Source organism: Vibrio sp. N418, assembly GCF_000222565.1.
GTDB classification, from domain to species: domain Bacteria; phylum Pseudomonadota; class Gammaproteobacteria; order Enterobacterales; family Vibrionaceae; genus Vibrio; species Vibrio scophthalmi.
Window position 1 is genome coordinate 173831 of the sequence record NZ_AFWD01000058.1, and the last position, 14781, is coordinate 188611.

Below are 14781 nucleotides of genomic sequence, written 5' to 3' on the forward strand. Positions count from 1 at the left end.
ATACCAGCCACTAACAACAATGTGTTTTAGTGGCTGAATACACCGTTACATTAGTCAAACTCACTCTTTTTCTGCAAACGGATAGACATGCCCTGGAATAAAGCGATGGTAAAGCATTGCAAGCACGACTATCGCCACCGTCCCAATAAGAATTGGGTGCAATAGAAATGTCCAACGTGTATGGCCTGTGAGCATAATGAGAAGTGGGTTTCCGCCCGCAGGGGGATGAGTGACATTGCAAAGCAACATTAAGAACAAACCAACCCCAACAGCAAGCCCCAGCGTCAGAGAATTAACTGGCAGAAAGTTAATAAATATCAGGCCAACAAATGCCGTTATAAGATGACCGAAAATAACATTTTTCGGTTGAGCTAAAGGGCTACGATGCACCCCAAATATCAGCACCATCGTCGCACCAAAAGGAGCAATTAAAACGTAGGGCGTATCAATGCGGCTATCAACTGCAGCGAGTGTCCAAATACACAGTGTGGCACCAATAGCGGAGACCATAGCCGTTAAGAATCGATTTTCACGCAATAGCGTTACGTAATGTTCTTTCATGATAAGAACGCCCCTCTAATGACAAATAGATAACTAAGCGTGGCTAGTATCAAGTCATAGATCAAGCGGGATCCATAAAAGAGCCGTGTGCGGGTAGTGAGATAATCACCTTATCAGCTCCAAGTAACCACATAAACAGCCCCAAGTAACTCTATTAAACAGTTCAACACTTTGGGTTTTATGCCACAGTTCTCTGCTGTGATTACTTCTATACTCAAGGGAAATCAGACAGAAAAGAGAATGCCGATGCTAAATGAAAACCATGCTTTTATCTTAGATTTTCCTGAGCTTAAATTGGACATTGTTCAACTCAATCATGATAACCCAAAATTCAAAGCCGATCTGCAACAATACCATGTATTAGATTACGATATTCGTCAGCTAGAAATCTCAGACAGCCCGATCGATGACCAAAATATGCAAACATTAAAAACTGCAACGCGTCGAACTCAAAGATATGCTATTCAAACAGCTCACTCAGCATCACCAACAAGCAGGCCGTTAATATAGCTTTACCCGATGAGTCGGCCGCTTTTGACTGACTCATCAACTCATCAACTTTTCACCCTACTTTCGCCCCCTTAGAAACGCGTTCACAGTACACTCGCTTCTCGGCAAGTGCTAAACTGCAGTTTGAATTTATTAGGTGTAAATAGGAAACGTAATGAACCCAATTATTGCATTGTTGAAAGAGAACAATATTAGCGATCAACAAATCGGTGAGATTTTTCAAACACTGACTCAAAACCCACTCGCGGCAATGGCAACCATCAGCCAACTGGGTTTGCCACAAGACAAACTGCAATTATTAATGGGCCAAGTGATGCAGAACCCAGCATTGATTAAAGAAGCGGTACTTGAGCTAGGCTTAGACTTTGCCAAAGTAGAAGCGGCAAAAGAACAGCTGAACAAATAAGCCTTATATGCGCTAAAAACGTAAGACCGCCAACGGTATGATATGAGAACCCATTGGCGGCCTTTTGGGGTCTTAACCTTTGCATCAATTGGCTACCTAAGCGGCTATTCGATCTCAGTAAAAATGAATTCATCCTGTTGCAGGATCTGATCTTCAAAAGCTTGAGAATGGTATGCCTGAAAACAACCATAACTTTTTGAACGCTGACCATTTTTCATTACACCAACCAAGCGTTCAGATTGCTGAATCATAAAGTTCGCGGCTTCTACATAGGGATCACTGAGCGTTTCAAATGTATGCTGATCTTGAACAATCCTGTATTTACCTTTCCCCATAAAGGAATGCGCTCGTTTTACACCCGCGAGATCTCGCGCTAGCGTACTCTGCGGATCAATCGCAATAAGGCAAGACGCCAAAGCGTAGTCTTTCAATGTACTCCTCGCCTCTCGTATTGATTGATCAACGCTTCCTATCGCAGCCACACAGCCCGTCAATAACCCTAAAATCGTTAACGAAACAACGATCGCTCTCTTCTTCATACTCTATTCAAATCCTGTTTCGTTCTTAGCCCAAGTCATGGGGTGTTGCTATTAGGCGACAAGCTAAATTAAGTAAACAGTGCTAGCAACCAAATAACCTAGTAAGTCGAGGGCATTTCAAATACGAGCCAGTTCAAAGTTAACAATTTAGTGGTTGACCCAAACCTAACTTGAGGTTTTAACATGTATTTAATCAGGACAGATAACCAAAATTAAGGACAATAAATGCTAGCAAAATTACTCGAACAAGCGCAGAAATTTGGCATCGAAACGGGAGTGTCAGGTAACACTAATCACTTGCCAATGGCCTTGATTGCTTTAAGCAAGCTCGGTGCCAGCGACACTCAATTAGACTCTTTTTTTACCGATTACCATGACGGTTTATTACTGCTCGAAGAGCATGCGCTTGATGCTAAGTTTGAATGGCATGAGCACCTCGGTAATCAAGATGCATTCCACGATTACTTGGCCTACTTTAGAATGCAAATTTCTACGCAAGGCATTTCAGCAGTCATGAGCGAGCACATCGATACCTTAATCCAAGGATGTGGATCGTCTGCTTTCCATGCCATGATTCGTTTAAGTTATGGTTTACAAGAAGAGAACGACACTGAAGTAGCCTTTGGTTTAGCGCACATGGCTGCACATTTTCTAGCCATTACACTTCCGAGTCGCAGTGATCTCACCGCTTCTCATATTATCGACAATGCTCTGAGTGCGTTTAGCGACTTCTCGGTTTCGGCCAATTCCATTACTCAGCGTATGCGGGCTGTGATTCAAAATGAGCGTTTCATCGCCATCAATCAATTTCCACAACAAGCAACACTATCACAATTTAGCCAACAGTTTGCAGAGCTCTACCTTAGCACCCGCGACTTTACCGTGTTGCACGCTGTGACAAGCTGTCATGCAATGCAGCTGATCTTGCCCTACTGCAAAAAGCCGCAGCAAGCATTGGCGTTTTATTGGTCGGCCGTCTTATGCGCTGTGCTTTCCATTGAAAAACTGACCTTCCGCACTGAAACAGCTGATAGTGACATGCCACTAGAGCAATTAGACTTGGAAACAATCCGCCAAAGTTCAGATACCCATGTCATCAAGCTCGCTTGGAGCAGCATCGCGCAATATCAGCAATATGGCCATTGCGCGCATTTACGCATATTGAATCAGCTGGTTAGTGATTAAACTAATAATTATCAGGCTCATTGAACACTAGGTATAACTTCAACATCCATAGTGTTCAATCGCTCAAAATTAATTGAAATAATGAAAAACTATCCCAACCGTTACTTCCCCCTGTTGACTACCTAAATTAATCACTGCTCTTTGAAATCATTTCATGCTAAGTGCGTACTTGACTGCACCAAAGGAGTAAACTTTTGCATTAATTACTAATATAAAATAGAACTAAGTCGACTTTATTAATTAGGATTTTAATCCATTCAAATAACAAACATATACAAAGGCTTAGATATGAAATATTTCTCGACCATTCTTGCTCTTCTATTATTGAGTGCTTGTTCATCATCTCCGTATACTTATTATGTTGAACCGACTCCACTCAAAGCTGAACAAACAAAGTACCGCCTTGCTGACGTATCTGTAGACCTACAGTTAGGTCATGGTGCACTTGAAGGTGATGAGTCATTTGCTAACTCAGAAAAACTCGCACAACAATTTCGCTCATACTTAGAACAATACATGTCCGAGAACAATATTCTTGCAGGTAAAAACGATCACTCTCCAGAAGTTGATATTGAAATCGACTACCTCCGCACATTTAACTATGGTGGTGAGTCCTTAAATAAACCAGAAGTAGCGCATTCGATAGTTATTTACCAAGATGACAATAAATTAGCGAGTTTTGCAACGGGGAAATACACTACAAAATATGGTTACTTTGACGAAATTGCAGTCAATATAGAGATTTCCGCATTCTCATGGGATAGTGAAGATGAACCAAGAGATATTGAATTAATCGCTGAATTAATTGCCAAAGATTTAGCAAACGTTGGTTCATAAGTAATAAATCAATTCAAATATAATGGCATCATCTCTACAAATAATTAGCAGATACCATTATCGATAAACTTATAATCACTTAATCCCCAAGCGCTTAGCTAAGCGGTGCAAGTTGCCGTTATCAAGCTCAAGCTGCCTAGCGGTAGCAGCCCAATTACCTTGGTGTTGTTCCAATGCTTGTAAGATGACTCGTTTTTGGAACGCATCGGTGGCTTGTTTTAAGCCACCTTGGCTAGCAAATGCTTGTTGCATCATTCTTTGGCTATCGTCCGCTTGTTGACTCTCGCATTGTGGCGTAAAACCGCTCAGATTATCTGCAGATGATGCTAATGTTTGAATATCAAAGTCTTGCAAAACCAGTTCAATATCCGCGGATGGTGTTCTTGCTTTCGCCAGTACACCAGCACGTTTGATTACATGCTCCAACTCACGCACATTCCCCGGCCATGCATACTCTTTCAGTGCTTGCACTAACGTTGGCGCAAGGCGAATACTGTTCAACCCCAGCTTTCCGCGCATCTGCTCAGCAAAGAAACCCGCTAGCAGCAAGACATCGTCTTCACGTTCACGCAGTGGTGGCACGTGCAGTGGAAAGACACTCAAACGATGATACAAATCCGCGCGGAAACGCCCTGCTTTCACCTCGTCATGCAAAATGCGGTTGGTCGCGGCGACGATACGAGTGTTTACGCGAATATGGCGGTCATCACCGACCCGTTGAATGTCGCCATACTGAAGAGCACGCAATAACTTAGCTTGCAGCTCAAGCGACAGCTCACCGACCTCATCCAAAAACAGCGTACCGCCATCGGCAAGCTCGAACTTACCTTTTCGGTTACTAATCGCACCAGTAAATGCGCCCTTAATGTGGCCAAACAACTCACTCTCTGCGACCGATTCAGGCAGAGCGGCACAATTCAAATACACTAAGGTTTGACTTGAGCGCTCCGAACGGTGATGAATCGCATTGGCGACCAGCTCCTTACCTACCCCTGTTTCCCCCATGATTAATACCGATAATTCAGTATCCGCCACCGCATCAATCTGTTCTTGCAACGCTTTCATACCAGCCGAGTGACCAATGATCTCGTCACCTAGTGTGCGAGCTTCTCGAATCGATTCTCGCGGTAAGCTGGCTTGTGTTTCAAGCTGCTCAAGGAGCAGTGCAGTATGTAGGCCACCCGCAGCCAATGCGCTAATAAATCGCAACTCTTGATTCTTCAAACGATCAAACTGATTGGGGTCAAAAGCATCAATGGTGATCGCGCCAATCAAGCGATCATCAATCAATAACGGTAAGCCAATACAAGAGTGAACATGCAGTTTATCTTCAAAGTTAGGGATCAAACCGTCATATGGATCTGGCAATCCACTATCGGCAGGAAAACGCACCACATCCCCAGCACGCGCGATCGCCTCTAAACGCGGGTGCTGTTCAATTGAAAATCGACGTCCTAACACTTCCTTTGCCAAACCATTAATTGCCAGCGGTTTAAAGTGCTGATCTTCAAACAATAACAATGCTGACGAATCGCAATTTAATACCTCACGAATAGTGGTCAGCAGCGTGTCAAAGCGCGCTTGCTGAGTCAGTGCTGAATTAAGATCTTGGGTAATGTGCAGCCATTGGGCGCTGGTTGAAGTCATAACAAATCTGCCTTTTGCGAACGAACAAGAAGAACAAGCCGGCTCGTTCATAGCGGTGTCATTTAGACAATTATAGTGTCCAAATGACAAAATGCAATACTGTCAAAATGACACACAAAAATCACCATGACCACATAAGTAATTGATAAATAACAGATATACAATCTGGCACACTCAATGCAATGACTTAGTCAGTGAGTTTATTTATTTCGTTATTTTGTAAGGTAGTCATCATGACAATTCATGTTAAAAACAACATTCATTGGGTAGGTCAACGCGATTGGGAAGTTCAAGACTTCCATGGTACAGAATATAAAATGACTAAAGGTACCAGTTATAACAGCTACCTGATCCGCGAAGAAAAAACCGTTTTGATTGATACTGTCGACCATAGCTTTAGCCAGCAGTTCATCCAAAATTTAGAAATGGAAATTGACCTTAAACAGATCGATTTTATCGTCATCAACCATGCCGAAGAAGATCACTCAGGCGCGCTTTCTGCGTTAATGGAGAAAATTCCTAACACGCCGATCTACTGTACCGAAGCGGCAATTGATTCAATTGTCGGTCATCACCACCACCCAGAGTGGAATTTTAACACCATTAAAACCGGCGACAGCATTGATATTGGTAATGGCAAACAACTGATCTTTATCGAGGCGCCAATGCTGCATTGGCCAGACAGCATGATGACTTACATCACTGGCGATGCAGTGCTATTTAGTAATGACGCCTTTGGTCAGCACTACTGTGATGAGCGATTGTTTAACGACGAAGTGGATCAAAATGAGTTAATGGAACAGTGCCTACGTTACTACTCAAACATCCTTACTCCGTTTAGCAGTTTGGTAACGGCAAAAATCAAAGAAGTATTAAGCTTTAATGTGCCCGTCGATATGATTGCAACCTCGCACGGCATTGTATGGCGTGACAACCCAATTCAAATCATCGAGCAATATTTAGAATGGGCTGACGAATACCAAGAAGATCGCATCACCATTTTCTACGATTCGATGTCAAATAATACTCGCATGATGGCGGATGCCATTGCGCAAGGTATCCACGATGTCGCTCCTGCGGTGGCGGTGAAAGTATTCAATGTCTCCAAACACGATAAGAACGACATTCTGGCTAACGTGTTCCGCTCTAAAGGCATCTTGGTCGGCTCTTCCACCATGAACAACGTCATGATGCCAAAAGTAGCCGGTATGTTGGAAGAAATCACCGGCCTGCGCTTTAAAGGCAAAAAAGCTGCGGCCTTTGGTAGCTATGGCTGGAACGGCGGCGCAGTCGATCGCATTCACGCACGTTTAACCGATGCTGGTTTTGAAACAGCGATTAGCTTGAAAACCAAATGGCGACCAGATGGTAAGGCAATGCGTGAATGTCGCGAACATGGGCAGAACATCGCCAAACTATGGGCGAAAAATGGCAATTTTAATGTCGCCAGTACATTCAATTCTATCGCGCCAGCGCCTGCCGCTTCACCGGTGGATCTTGAGCAAGCAGTGAATAGCGAACAACCCGCTCTAGCAGAGGAGCACGCTTCGCACCCAGCCGATTGCCAATGCATGATCTGCACTGTGTGTAATTGGGTTTACGATCCGACCCAAGGTGAGCCAAACCAAGGTGTGGAGCCAAACACTCCATGGCAAGACGTGCCAGACTACTTCTTATGCCCTGAATGTCATCTCGGTAAGGATGTATTTGTTGAACACAACCGTGTCGACTATAAAAGTGCTGAATGCACAGCGTAAGGGTGATAGAAAGATGACAGCACCGATTACGATTATTGGTAGCGGCTTTGCCGCTTACCAATTGGTAAAAGCAATTCGCCGACTTGAGCTGCAAACAGGCGAGCCACCGGTTACGATTAACCTGTTTACCGCTGACGATGGCGCTGAATACAACAAGCCCGATCTCAGCCATGTATTTAGTAAGCAACAAACCGCCAGCGACTTAGTCATAAAAAGTGGTGAGCAATTTGCGCACGAACATAATGTTGTTCTGCACGCCAATAGCCCAATTGAACGCATCGATAGCCAAACTCAACAACTGTTTGTCGATGGTATCGGCTACTCGTACAGCAAGCTTGTCTTTGCTACTGGCGCATCAGCCTTTATACCACCGATGCAAGGTGATGCGCTCGGTCAGGTGATCACGCTTAACTCGCGACAAGAGTACCAAGCCGCTGAAACCCGACTTCGTTTAGCCGAGCGCCTCTTAGTAATAGGCGGCGGCTTGATTGGCGTTGAGATCGCCATGGATCTCGCCAGCAGCGGTAAAACGGTTAATGTTGTGGAACCAAATAATCGCCTGCTCGCTAGTCTGGTTCCCGAATTTGTGGCTTTACCATTAGAGCAGCAACTGCGTAAACAAGGGATTGAGCTCACCCTTGGCACTGCGGTTCAAGCCATACACTCCAATATCAACGGTGATGATGGCCTGTCCGTCACCTTCGGTAATGGACAACAACTTAATGTTGATGCCGTGATTTGTGCGGCGGGGTTACGAGCTAATACGCAACTGGCGCAAGAAGCAGACATTGAGGTTAATAAAGGTATTTGTGTTGATGCGCAATTACAAAGCTCGCAGCAAGGTATCTATGCACTGGGCGATTGTGCCGAGATCCAAGGCCGCATGATGCCCTATCTGCAACCGATCGTATTAAGTGCTAACGTGTTAGCCAAGCACTTGTTAGGTCAAGAAGCGCAACTCACCTTACCAGCAATGATGGTCAAGGTGAAAACGCCAAGCTACCCGATCCAATTAGCGGGTAACTTCGAGCAGGTTGCAAGTTGGGATGTACAATTTACCTCTAGTGGCATCACTGCCAGAGCAAAAGATGAAAACGCTAATCTAGTTGGCTTTGTGGTTACCTCAGAGCAGGTATCGCAAGCCTTTCCTTTGCTTCGAGAATTGTCGCTAGCGCCAAAAAGCCAGAGATAACCAAATAGAAGATTTCAAGCTAAACGGTGTTGATGATACAACACCGTTTTTTCTGTCAGATTAAAGCCGTATTGGCTATGCGCTGTTTTTCTTTTCCGCCCAACGAATGACTCTCTCAAGCAAACTCTCTCGTACTCTTTTCCTATAACCAACTCTGCTTTGAGACCGAGTACGAAGTGTAGAATTATCCATGTCTGACCTCCATTTTCCCCATCCAATAGCACACCATTCCACCAACAGAATAGGCGGTGAGATCCCACCAATCAAACGTCGCGCCCAAGATGATACTCAGTGGTGAACCCGGCTCTAAGCCCAATAATGATGGCACTCTTAGGTACTGAGCGAGCTCCACTAAATAAGCGATCATAACGGTTATCACTGCAATCCAGCGCGTAGGCAGAGCAACCACACTACGAATCGCGTAGTAAAGCCACACCACCACCAGCACATCCCCTAACGTCGGTCTGATAAACCCATCATCAACAAACAAAGCAATATTGACCAAAACCACCAGCCAACAAAGGCTAACCAACGCATAGCGTGTCGAAAAACGCAGGTAGGCAAACAGCCCTACCCTATCATTACCAATCGGTTTCATTGCCGACTGCGCTCTACTTTCAGAGTTAACTATCATCCGACTTATTCTCATCTTGGCTTTGGTATTGACCCTTTTGCTCAGCACTAAGGGGCGTTTCATCACTTTGGACATCATCATGACTAGAAGGGCGCATTCTCTGGCTACGCTCATACCAATCAACATTACGCGTCAGCACCATCACTAAACTAAGAATGGCAAAGCACAACAGCGTACCCATCAATAGAGCGTAACTTTCCGCGAGTAGCAGACCAAACAACAAGCCATAGAGCAGCAGTAGGCTGGCGCCAAACACCATACCCTGCTTGTTATTTTTCAGCATACCGCTGACATAAAGACTTAATACACCAGTAGAGGCAAGGCTAGAAATGAGGTAAGCCCAATTAAAACCAATGTGCTCACTTAGCGAAATCAGCAACAAGTAAAACAGCGCTAATGCCAGACCGACAAAGCCATACTGGATTGGGTGCATCATACGTGCTTGGAACAGTTCCAGAAGGAAGAAGCTAGCAAAGACGAGCGTAATCACCAATAGCGAGTAATTTATAGCGCGATGCGATTTTAAATAGTGATCAACTGGGTCAATCAAATCCACACCCATTTGACGGCGCTCAAGCTCGTAGCAAGCGGCAGAGTCAGCCATACAACGCTGGAACAGTTGAGTAATATTGGAAGAAAAGTTGTTACTCGCCCATTGCGCCGTAAAACCAACATCAGAAATATCCGATGAAATTGGCAGATAATCACCGGTAAAACTCGGGTGTGGCCATTCCGATGAAAGCTCAACTGTAGTGGTCTTGCCAATTGGCGTGACTTGCAGTTGTCCCATACCTTGCAGTAAAAAGTTGAGATCAAACGCTAGCGGCTGAGTAATATCTAACTGATCAAAATTGAGCGGTGTATGGAATCCTTGGGTGAATTGAGCTACATCTGTGCCCGGAATAACCGAAATAGGTTGGTCACCAATGGTCATTTCATTGAGTTTCAGCAGTCCACGGCTATCACGAATACCCACCACTAAGCTGATCGATTTAACATTACCGTTATGCAGATTTCGCAGTGGACGCAAATCAAACTGACCTTTAAGTTGAGTGTTAGCCTTGAACAAACGCGCTTGATAGATCCCTCGATACTTGGCGAAACTGTCAAGATTGGCATTCATATCAAACGTTTCTGGCAACAGAAAGGCTTCACGTTCACTCAAATAAGCTTTGCCTTCGTGGGTATCCATCTCGGTATAATTGACGTGAATAAACGGGCCGATGATACGCTGTTCGCCACTGCTACTACGCGCAATTTCCTGCCTAACATCGTGTTGGCGATCGGCGCGTTCCGAGATCAGATTACTGACCATAGAAACAGGTATTTGTAACAAGATGAACAAAAAAAGCACAAATGCAAATTTCGTAACAATATGATTTTTGGTTATTTTTCCCACGAGGCACTCTCCTAAATTGATGTTTAGATGGTAAAACACCAATTTGAAGACTGAATGGAGCTAATGTGGAGATTTGATGGAGTTAGCGGTCAATAAACCACCAACTTATGTGTGGGTGATTACACCGTCGGGAGTTTCAGCGTCACTTTGACCCCTTGCGAGACATTCTCAATGCTCAAGCTCGCGTTATGTAACTTCATCACTTGTTCGACGAAATTAAGCCCTAACCCGGTACTTTTTACCCCATTTGAACGCGGTAACGAATAGAAGCGTTCTGTGAGACGCGCCTGTGCATAATCTGGAATATGCGGGCCACAGTTGTAGATCGACAACACGACAAATCCATTTTTCTCCATCGCCTGCCATTGAATGTCCCCGCCTTGCTCGACAAAATCCAGCGCGTTATCCATCAGGTTAAACAACGCTTGTTTAAACAAGAAGGCATCACCCGAGATCTGAATCGGTTGGGCGATATCAATAGTACTTTGCACTGACTTAGCGACTAAACGAGCATCAGACGCTTGTACGATGTCATTGATCACCGAGCCAAGTTCTATCGGCTCATGCACTTCCAACTGTGGTCGCTTTTCCAATCGAGCAAGCTCCAACAACTTATCAATCAGCGATTGCATGCGGTCGCTCTCGCGCTCAATGTTACTGGCAAAACGAGTAATTTTTTCTGGCGGTAGTGGCATCTGTAAGATCTCACTCGCGCCTTTGATTGCAGAGAGCGGGCTCTTTAGTTCGTGTGTCAGCGTTTGCACGTACTCTTCCACATATTGTTTACCATCTAACTGATTGCGCATTTTTTCTAGCGCATCGCTCAAGGTGCCATATTCGTAAAAAACGCGAAAAGTGGGCTTGGCGACTTTATCACCTTGACCCAGTTTCTTAGCATAGTTTTCTAACTGATTAAGAGCCGAGTGGATACGCCATGAGAACAGCGCCCCTGCAACTAAAACTAAGCCGCTCATCAAGACCATCCAATACAATACATTACGTTGAGAGAGGTCAATGAAAGGCTGAACGGAACGATTCGCTTTTGCAACAGTAACGCTACCGATGATCTCGCCATCATGATAAATAGGCGCAGCCACATGCATGACCGTTGAAGAAGGATCACTGGGGTTTTCAGTGGTACTGCGCGCGCCATATTGGCCACGCAAGGTTAAGTAAACATCATTCCATTGCGAATAGTCTTTACCGACATCTTGTTGCCAAGAATCGGCAATCACGATGCCTTGCTTATCGGTGATGTAAATACGGTGATTGATGGCTTTTTTACCTAATTCCCAATAACGCGCTTGTGGTTCTCTTTGACCATACGCTGCGAGTAATTTGGCAAAGCGGCTTTCTGAAAACTGCCCATTGGCGACGTCCTCTTCTGCCAACACAGCAAGCAAATTTGCCATATCAACCAAGGTTTCTTCAGTTGTTTGGCGCACCGTCGGCTTCAATTCTCGGATCACCGTGGTGCTGACCATATAAGCCGTCATACCCACCAAGATGAAGTAGAGGGAGAAAAGTCTCAGTCCTAGCGGGATTTTCGGCCAGCGATTCATAGCTCGCCCTGCGCTAAATAGAAGTAACCAAAACCACGTTTCGTGCCGATACGTTCAGCAAAACCAAAGGGTTTAAGTTTGTTGCGAATTGCCTTGATGTGGGTATCTATATTACGCTCATATACCGCTTCGACTGCCATATCTGCAGCGACCATCAACTGTTCACGACTGAGCACATTGCCACTGACCGTGATTAACTTATCAAGGATTTTAAATTCGACCGCTGTCAGGCCAAGGGGTTGACCATTGATACAGTAATCAAAGTTTTGCGCCTGCAAAGTATCAATCATAGAAATCTGCGGTTCTTGCTTGGCGATTTGATCACTCGTTATTGGCGCGGGTGCCGATTGAGTTTGGCTTGTTGCTTGACGCGCTTTAATGCGCAGTTTCACCCGTGCGACCATTTCTCGGGGGCTGAACGGCTTAGTAACATAATCATCCGCGCCAATTTCCAGCCCTACCACTCGATCAATTTCATCGTTTCGAGCGGTTAAGAAGATGATGGGAATATTGGAGAAATCACGAATGGTTTTGCACAATTCAAAGCCATTTCCATCAGGTAAACCGACATCCAACACCAACAGATCAGCAGTGTTCGCTTGCAGAAAAGCTAAACCTTCACCCGCGGTTGCAAACCACTGGGTGTGGTAACCATCCATTTCTAAAACATGAATAAGGTTGTCAGCAATCGCTGGCTCATCTTCGATAATGACAACGGTGAGTTTATCGCTCAATCTCTTGGCTCCGCTCGGTTTGTGTTGGGGGAATTTGGCATTCTCATGGCAATATATCGAACTTTTTCTCTTGTATAGCTGAAACAAAAACCAACGTGAACATTATAACGACTAAAGAAAGCGATGCCGACTAGCAATCGTTCTACTAGCCGCAATAAATGCTATCACCTTAGCCTATAGCTTCAACCTTTCAGGCAAACTCGATTTCGGCCAGTTCGCTTTGCTTCATAGAGTGCATCATCAGCATCACTCAATGCATTTTCGATACAATCTGCCGTACTAAAACATGCGATACCAATACTCACTGTGACATTGATATGTACATGTTTGATGAAAAATGGCGCTTTAGCTACCGCTTCTCGAAGATGTTCACAATATTGCCGAGCTTGATGTTGATCGAAATGGGGCATCAACATGACGAACTCTTCTCCCCCAGTTCGAGAAAGCGTGAACTGAGGATTCATATTTGCCGCGCAAAGCTTAGAGAACTGGACTAACACAATATCACCCACTTCATGCCCATAAGAATCATTAATGTTCTTAAAAAAATCGATATCAAAAATAGCAACAGCCCCTGAAACATTCTCTTTTTTTAAGGACTCAAAGCGGCTTTCTAATCCTCGTCGATTAAGCAAGTTCGTAAGGAAGTCCGTATGCGCTTCTTTTTGGAAGTTGTAACGAGCCTCTTCCGAGCGGCGATACTGATTAAAGTATTTAATCGGTGATGCAACCAACAAAACCACCAACAATAATGTCGAAAAAACAACAAATCTAGGCAACAACCCCGCATCATCTGGTGATATCGATATTTGCCAATTAGTATTAAAGAGTGTAATAACCCCCTTATGAACTTGAGAATTTACAACACCCTTTTCAATAACCGTCTTATCATAGTAATTTGAATTATCGGGGTCATAACCAACAACTTTGTAGTTACATACATGATTGTTCTTCAGTATATTATCGAGCGACTTTAAAACTGATTCCAAATAGATGACCGATGAAGAAAAACCAATAAATTCACCTTCATCGGAAATTCCTTTACGTAAAATGAATGCTTGCTTTCCGTTTTGAACTAACGTTACTGGGCCAATAATAGTGTTAATACTACCTGAAACCGACTCCATCGCACCTAGTTTTCTACTCTTATCTTTTAGTACATTGTGGCCAATTGCTCGTTTGTTTTCCTCATAAGGATACACCAGCTCCACAACACCATTTGGCAGGTACAGTAAAGAATCAACATGACTGTAAGTTGATAGTAAAGTTTGACTCAACTTATTGAACTCAGCAAAAGAAAGATAATTATCCTCTGAAAGGACAACCATTTCTTTTAATACTTCAGAGGTAATCAATGCATCACTGAATATCGCCTTCATTTCTTTATTTACGGCGCTAATCACTCGACTTGATTCTTTTCCATTATTTATTTTACTGAACTCAACTACCAAAAATTCAGTTAGTATAAAAATAAACATTATGAATATAGCTTTTATAATTCTATTCATTACTACTATTCCAAGTAAATCTGATTTCTGCATCATTAACGCATACTTAGAATCCATCTAATATTTATTGCTCCACCTTCCAATTGATAGAACTATGTTTAATGCCAGCAAAGAATAGAAGATTATACGCACAATTGAATATCAAGCGATAATTATAACCAATCACCATGACAAAAGTTTTTTATTGTTGTAATGACTTCATTTATCGATCGAATTGATTGATCGAGACGATCGAGTTTGTTAATTAAAATTTTTACTCGATACGATGAGTTTTTTGACTGATAACTTCATTACAAACGGCATAAGAGTC

General features: G+C 43.8%; 13 protein-coding genes and 1 pseudogene. 6 read left to right on the forward strand and 8 right to left on the reverse strand.

Going from position 1 to position 14781, the window contains the following annotated elements; genetic code table 11:
• Positions 1–60 precede the first annotated feature (60 nt).
• Positions 61–561, reverse strand: coding sequence for an HPP family protein (locus tag RH86_RS13225; protein ID WP_009386668.1), 501 nt, complete (start codon positions 559–561; stop codon positions 61–63).
• Positions 562–807: 246 nt separating this feature from the next.
• Here RH86_RS13225 and RH86_RS13230 point away from each other — a divergent pair.
• A pseudogene (locus RH86_RS13230) lies at positions 808–1066 on the forward strand (YdcH family protein).
• 159 nt (positions 1067–1225) lie between these two features.
• A complete protein-coding gene (locus tag RH86_RS13235; protein ID WP_005595278.1) occupies positions 1226–1477 on the forward strand; it encodes a DUF2999 family protein in 252 nt (83 codons plus the stop codon).
• Positions 1478–1581: 104 nt separating this feature from the next.
• Here RH86_RS13235 and RH86_RS13240 read toward each other — a convergent pair whose 3' ends face one another.
• Entirely contained in the window at positions 1582–2016 is a 435-nt protein-coding gene (locus tag RH86_RS13240) for a hypothetical protein (RefSeq protein WP_223296347.1), read from the reverse strand.
• Between the two features lie 225 nt (positions 2017–2241).
• On the opposite strand from RH86_RS13240, the gene RH86_RS13245 reads away from it, so the two are divergent.
• Positions 2242–3201, forward strand: coding sequence for a questin oxidase family protein (locus RH86_RS13245; protein WP_009386671.1), 960 nt, complete (start codon positions 2242–2244; stop codon positions 3199–3201).
• Positions 3202–3489: 288 nt separating this feature from the next.
• On the forward strand, positions 3490–4038 hold the full coding sequence (locus RH86_RS13250; protein ID WP_009386672.1) for a hypothetical protein: 549 nt from the start codon (positions 3490–3492) through the stop codon (positions 4036–4038).
• 75 nt (positions 4039–4113) lie between these two features.
• Here the strand turns inward: RH86_RS13250 and norR are convergent, their stop codons facing one another.
• A complete protein-coding gene (gene norR / locus RH86_RS13255; protein WP_009386673.1) occupies positions 4114–5685 on the reverse strand; it encodes a nitric oxide reductase transcriptional regulator NorR in 1572 nt (523 codons plus the stop codon).
• Between the two features lie 233 nt (positions 5686–5918).
• Here norR and norV point away from each other — a divergent pair, with 233 nt between their 5' ends.
• Positions 5919–7442 (forward strand): anaerobic nitric oxide reductase flavorubredoxin, encoded by a 1524-nt coding sequence (gene norV / locus RH86_RS13260; protein WP_009386674.1) that lies wholly within the window; start codon positions 5919–5921, stop codon positions 7440–7442.
• Positions 7443–7455: 13 nt separating this feature from the next.
• Positions 7456–8634 (forward strand): NADH:flavorubredoxin reductase NorW, encoded by a 1179-nt coding sequence (gene norW / locus RH86_RS13265; protein WP_009386675.1) that lies wholly within the window; start codon positions 7456–7458, stop codon positions 8632–8634.
• A gap of 184 nt (positions 8635–8818) precedes the next feature.
• On the opposite strand, the gene RH86_RS13270 is transcribed toward norW, so the two are convergent.
• From RH86_RS13270 to RH86_RS13290, 5 genes are all read right to left on the reverse strand, one after another.
• Positions 8819–9268: a DUF2809 domain-containing protein gene (locus RH86_RS13270; RefSeq protein WP_009386676.1), complete on the reverse strand. Its 450-nt coding sequence runs from the start codon at positions 9266–9268 to the stop codon at positions 8819–8821.
• On the reverse strand, positions 9258–10667 hold the full coding sequence (gene creD, locus RH86_RS13275; protein ID WP_009386677.1) for a cell envelope integrity protein CreD: 1410 nt from the start codon (positions 10665–10667) through the stop codon (positions 9258–9260). The genes RH86_RS13270 and creD overlap by 11 nt, the downstream gene beginning before the upstream one ends.
• A gap of 119 nt (positions 10668–10786) precedes the next feature.
• The gene (creC, locus tag RH86_RS13280) at positions 10787–12229 is read right to left on the reverse strand and encodes a two-component system sensor histidine kinase CreC (protein ID WP_038219678.1); all 1443 of its coding nucleotides are present in this window, start codon (positions 12227–12229) and stop codon (positions 10787–10789) included.
• Positions 12226–12963, reverse strand: coding sequence for a response regulator (locus tag RH86_RS13285; RefSeq protein WP_009386679.1), 738 nt, complete (start codon positions 12961–12963; stop codon positions 12226–12228). The genes creC and RH86_RS13285 overlap by 4 nt, the downstream gene beginning before the upstream one ends.
• Before the next feature lie 182 nt (positions 12964–13145).
• Complete coding sequence (locus tag RH86_RS13290; protein WP_223296348.1) at positions 13146–14528, reverse strand: sensor domain-containing diguanylate cyclase; 1383 nt, start codon at positions 14526–14528, stop codon at positions 13146–13148.
• Positions 14529–14781 lie beyond the last annotated feature (253 nt).

Excerpts from the sequence above, each read along its gene's own strand:
- RH86_RS13225 (WP_009386668.1), bottom strand. The coding sequence starts at position 561 with ATGAAAGAACATTACGTAACGCTATTGCGTGAAAATCGATTCTTAACG.
- RH86_RS13235 (WP_005595278.1), top strand. The coding sequence starts at position 1,226 with ATGAACCCAATTATTGCATTGTTGAAAGAGAACAATATTAGCGATCAA.
- RH86_RS13240 (WP_223296347.1), bottom strand. The coding sequence starts at position 2,016 with ATGAAGAAGAGAGCGATCGTTGTTTCGTTAACGATTTTAGGGTTATTG.
- RH86_RS13245 (WP_009386671.1), top strand. The coding sequence starts at position 2,242 with ATGCTAGCAAAATTACTCGAACAAGCGCAGAAATTTGGCATCGAAACG.
- RH86_RS13250 (WP_009386672.1), top strand. The coding sequence starts at position 3,490 with ATGAAATATTTCTCGACCATTCTTGCTCTTCTATTATTGAGTGCTTGT.
- norR (WP_009386673.1), bottom strand. The coding sequence starts at position 5,685 with ATGACTTCAACCAGCGCCCAATGGCTGCACATTACCCAAGATCTTAAT.
- norV (WP_009386674.1), top strand. The coding sequence starts at position 5,919 with ATGACAATTCATGTTAAAAACAACATTCATTGGGTAGGTCAACGCGAT.
- norW (WP_009386675.1), top strand. The coding sequence starts at position 7,456 with ATGACAGCACCGATTACGATTATTGGTAGCGGCTTTGCCGCTTACCAA.
- RH86_RS13270 (WP_009386676.1), bottom strand. The coding sequence starts at position 9,268 with ATGATAGTTAACTCTGAAAGTAGAGCGCAGTCGGCAATGAAACCGATT.
- creC (WP_038219678.1), bottom strand. The coding sequence starts at position 12,229 with ATGAATCGCTGGCCGAAAATCCCGCTAGGACTGAGACTTTTCTCCCTC.
- RH86_RS13290 (WP_223296348.1), bottom strand. The coding sequence starts at position 14,528 with ATGGATTCTAAGTATGCGTTAATGATGCAGAAATCAGATTTACTTGGA.